We start from the raw sequence: 4,168 nt of genomic DNA on the forward strand, positions 1-4,168 counted from the left end.
CTTGTGGATAACACAGATATTTTTAAAAATCACATTCTGCAACTATCTATATTTATAACCCTAAAGAGAAAAATCAATCAATTTTATGCTTTTATGTGATAAATAATTGTAGTGACTATATTATATATGTTAATATATAAATAATTTTCATGAGTATGATTTTAAATGTAGGCTTAATATAAGATAAAAGATAAAAAACATATAAAAACTTTAAAAAATCTGTAACAAAATACTATTTGTTTACACTAATATTATGAAAGGGTGATTTGATCTTTATGATAAAAGATTTATATGAAAAATATAAAAAAGATATATTTGCATATCTCATAAATATCACTCATGATAAAACTCTTTCAGAAGACTTAACCTCAGAGACTTTTCTTAGTGCTATAAAGTCGATCGCAAATTTCAAAGGAAAGTCTAGTATAAAGACTTGGCTTTTTTCAATAGCAAGACATAAATGGTATGAACATCTTAGAAGAGAAAAAGATACTAGATCGCTTGATATATTTATACAATATTATATTTGGGAAGATTCTTCACCGGAGAATCTTTTATTTGAAAATGAACTATCAAATAGAATAATAGAACTTTTATCTATAGAAGATGATAGAACAAGGGATATAGTTATGATGAGGATAGAAGGGTATTCTTTTTATGAAATATCAAGTAGATTTAACATATCGGAAGGTTCTGCTAGGGTTATTGATTTTCGTACTAAAAGGAAGTTAAGAGAAAGGCTTATAAAGGAGGGTTATAAGTATGAATAAGATATCCTGTGACACTTGTTTGGATTTGATGCCACTTGTAAAAGATAAGGTAGCAAGTCAAGATAGTAAAGATCTAGTTAAAGATCATTTAAAGAGTTGTGAAACTTGTGAGAAAATCTACGAAAACTTTAATAATGAGGAGATAGCTATGGATGAAAGCAATATTATATCTAAGATAAAAAAACAACTTTTTATAGTTTCTATAATATTTATAGTAATTACTTCTATGTTAGGCTTAGCACTTTCTGAAAGTATGGATATGTTTTATAATATTTTAATTATGCCTGCTATTGGAGTAATAGGATATTTTGCATTAGATAAAAAATCATATTATGTGGCTATGTCCCTATTTTTCTTTTCATATATATGGCTTTTTATAAAATATATAGGAGAAGGTATGCTTAGAGAAGGAATGATAATCGGGGTATTTTTTACTCCTATATATTGGTCAGCTATATATGCAGGTTTATGCATGATTGGTCTAATTATAGGTTTTTTATTAAAATATGCTTTTGGAAAGGAGAAAAGATATGAAGATTAAAAAAAGTAAGACTAAAAAGATCTTAGCAGGACTTGCAGCTTTTGCAATTATTGGGGGCCTATTAGTTATTGCAAATGGACTTGTTGGAAATCCTATCTCAAAGATGATTGTAAATAAAAAGGCTAAAGAATATGTAAATAAAAATTATAATGATTTAGATTTAAGATTAGAAGATGCAGTTTATAATTTTAAAGATGGTAGATATTTTGTTCGTGCAAGGTCAGATAAAAGTATAGACACTCATTTTGAAATTAATTTTACAGGCACAGGAAAGGTTCATTATGATAATTATAAAGATAATGTACTCAGCAAATGGAATACCTGGCAAAGGATAAATTCAGAATACCGTAAATTAGTAGACATTGTAGTTGATGATTTTCCAGATACAATCGATATTGCCTATGGACAACTTTGGGATAAAAACAATAATTTTAGTCATTTAGAATTAGACAAAAAATATGATATAAAAGAGATAGGTAGGAATCAAGGACATTTAGTTTTATATTTTGAAACACAATATCAAGATAAAGAAACTATGATAGATGGGCTAAAATATGTGAAAGAAATATTTGATGATTATAATCTTCCTTTTTATAGCGTGGATATAACTTTACAAAAGCCTAAAGATGAAAAACAAAATTATGAAGAAGGATTAATGGTAAAAGACTTTCTATATGATGATATATATAAAGAAGGTCTAGAAAGACGTGTAGAAAAAAATATAAAAGAAACAAAGAAATATTATGAAGAAGAGGATAAAAAAATGAAAGAAATTGAGGAATATAAAAAAGAAAATGAGGAGTAGAAGTTGCTCCCAGGCTAGAGGGTTATTTATCATCATAGATATCAAAAGCTCCTCTTTAGTATCAGATTTTATCAATCTGTTTACTATAAGAGGAGCTTATATTTATAAAGTTTTATTAAAGAATAAAATTTTATAATCTTATTTTATTTTTTTATGATCAATTTTCTAAGACTTTCTGGAGAAAGTTCATTGTATGTTTTAAAAGAAAATGCATAAAAAACAAATCCTAGTATAATCCATGCAAATAAAGCAATCCTTGATGGCTGTGATAAATAAGAAGGCATTCCAGGGATTATAAGTAGTCCCACAAATCCTAATGAAAGAACAGACCCAAGTATACTAAAAAACCTTAGACCAGCACTTTCTTTTTCACGTACTTGTACTTTAAATGCTGCAGCGCATGTATAAAAGTAACCTATAGCTGCGCCCACTGAAGCTGTATCTACTACCCATTTTAAAACTTGTCTACCAAACCAAGGGGCTATTAAAGAAACTAATAAGATAAACTTTATAGAATTACTAGGTGTGTTATATTTGGGATGTATCTTACCAAACCATTGAGGTAATGCTTTAGCCCTAGACATAGAAAGAAGTAGTCTACTTCCTGCCATATAAAATCCTAGTATTCCTGCTAATATTGAGGATAGAAGTGCAAATCCTAATATTACAAGACCAAAGTTACCCATAATAGACTGGACAGCTTCACCTGTTGCCCATTCTGGGTTAGTACCTATAAATTCATTCCAAGGAAAAGCCATAGCCGTTAATGTATTCATACATATATATAGTAGTGCTCCTATAAGAAGTGATCCTATCATTACTCCTAATGCTTTTCTAGGTGGAAACTTAAACTCTTCAGCTGCTTGAGGTATTGAATCAAAGCCTACATATATCCATGGGGCTATTGCTATTATTGAAAGTATACCTCCAACTTTACTGCCTTCTGAGTTAAAGAGGGGCTGTAAATTACTTATTTGAGTTTTATTACTTATAATAGAAACAGCTGTTAAAACAAATATGGCACCTACTATTATAAAAGCCATTATAGTTTGAAGTCTACCAGATATTTCCATACCCTTTATACTTGTATAAGCAAATAAAATAAGTATTATACTTGCAAATATTACTTCGCCAGCATATACTTCCCATCCTGCAACAGAATAAAGAAATCCTTTTTGCAGTATTCCAGGGAACATAAATCTTCCAATAAGTCCAAGTGCTGTAGCATTTAATGGAACTATAGACAAATAAGATAAACCTAAAAACCACGAACAAATAAAAGCGTGATGTCTATTAAATCCTTCAAAAGAAAAGGCGAACTCTCCTCCAGCAACTGGAAACTTTTCTACCATATATCCATAGCTTATAACTATTATAGACATAATTAAAGCACCTATTGTCATTCCGATAGCAGTACCAAGTGGTCCTGCTGAATTTAAAAATAGGTTGCCAGGCAATACGAACGCACCCCAACCTATTATACTACCTAGAGCTAACGCCCAAACATTCATGGGGTTAAGACTCTTTTTTAATTTTGCTTTCTTTTTCAATTGAAACTCTCCTTTGTTTTTCTAAAAATCTTATCTTATATATATACCCAAAATTACAAATAAAAAACCTATATAATGAAAACTCTAATATATAGTGCAGTAAATATAAAATATAAAAAGATATAAATTAAAAAAAATAGCTCCTGAAGAAATGCCTACACCTAGTCCTAGGTCAGATGCTAATTTTTGAGCCATTACTATAGAATCTCCATCATCTACGGATATTATTTCATCTAAACTATCTAGTTTAACTATTTCCGGAATAAATTCATCTGAAACACCTTGTATTCTGTGACTTTCAACCTTGATACCTGTATTCCCGCTTGTAGCCTCTACAATTGTGTCTGTGTTTTTAATTAGGTTGTTTGTTATAAGGTTTTTAAGGTTTTCGATGCTATTAAATATTAATTTATTTGCTGTCATAATATTCCTCCTTATTAATATCTACTATATAGCTCGTTGCAGAACTCTACAACTCGCATATTTACTACGTTTATTTACA

At 29.3% G+C, this 4,168-nt stretch carries 5 protein-coding genes; 3 read left to right on the forward strand and 2 right to left on the reverse strand.

Annotated features, from left to right (window positions below; all coding sequences use genetic code 11):
- The first annotated feature begins 275 nt into the window (after positions 1 to 275).
- From ACTHW2_RS11415 to ACTHW2_RS11425, 3 genes are read left to right on the forward strand one after another with little or no spacing between them, the layout of a single operon-like run.
- Positions 276 to 770 carry an RNA polymerase sigma factor gene (locus tag ACTHW2_RS11415; protein WP_442264046.1) on the forward strand — a complete coding sequence of 165 codons (495 nt, stop codon included), beginning with the start codon at positions 276 to 278 and terminating at the stop codon, positions 768 to 770.
- A complete protein-coding gene (locus tag ACTHW2_RS11420) occupies positions 763 to 1,311 on the forward strand; it encodes a zf-HC2 domain-containing protein (RefSeq protein ID WP_442264047.1) in 549 nt (182 codons plus the stop codon). The genes ACTHW2_RS11415 and ACTHW2_RS11420 overlap by 8 nt, the downstream gene beginning before the upstream one ends.
- Complete coding sequence (locus ACTHW2_RS11425) at positions 1,301 to 2,116, forward strand: YfjL-like protein (RefSeq protein WP_442264048.1); 816 nt, start codon at positions 1,301 to 1,303, stop codon at positions 2,114 to 2,116. Before ACTHW2_RS11420 ends, ACTHW2_RS11425 begins: the two co-directional genes overlap by 11 nt.
- A 143-nt stretch (positions 2,117 to 2,259) precedes the next feature.
- Here ACTHW2_RS11425 and ACTHW2_RS11430 read toward each other — a convergent pair whose 3' ends face one another.
- Together ACTHW2_RS11430 and ACTHW2_RS11435 are read right to left on the reverse strand one after the other, a co-directional pair.
- Positions 2,260 to 3,666 (reverse strand): APC family permease, encoded by a 1,407-nt coding sequence (locus ACTHW2_RS11430; protein ID WP_442264049.1) that lies wholly within the window; start codon positions 3,664 to 3,666, stop codon positions 2,260 to 2,262.
- A gap of 84 nt (positions 3,667 to 3,750) precedes the next feature.
- Complete coding sequence (locus tag ACTHW2_RS11435) at positions 3,751 to 4,089, reverse strand: hypothetical protein (RefSeq protein WP_442264050.1); 339 nt, start codon at positions 4,087 to 4,089, stop codon at positions 3,751 to 3,753.
- Between the last annotated feature and the right edge of the window lie 79 nt (positions 4,090 to 4,168).

The sequence above is a fragment of the Tissierella sp. genome (assembly GCF_052089545.1).
Taxonomy (GTDB): Bacteria; Bacillota; Clostridia; order Tissierellales; family Tissierellaceae; genus Tissierella_A.

Coding starts and splice junctions, on each gene's coding strand:
- ACTHW2_RS11415 (WP_442264046.1), top strand. CDS start 276: ATGATAAAAGATTTATATGAAAAATATAAAAAAGATATATTTGCATAT.
- ACTHW2_RS11420 (WP_442264047.1), top strand. CDS start 763: ATGAATAAGATATCCTGTGACACTTGTTTGGATTTGATGCCACTTGTA.
- ACTHW2_RS11425 (WP_442264048.1), top strand. CDS start 1,301: ATGAAGATTAAAAAAAGTAAGACTAAAAAGATCTTAGCAGGACTTGCA.
- ACTHW2_RS11435 (WP_442264050.1), bottom strand. CDS start 4,089: ATGACAGCAAATAAATTAATATTTAATAGCATCGAAAACCTTAAAAAC.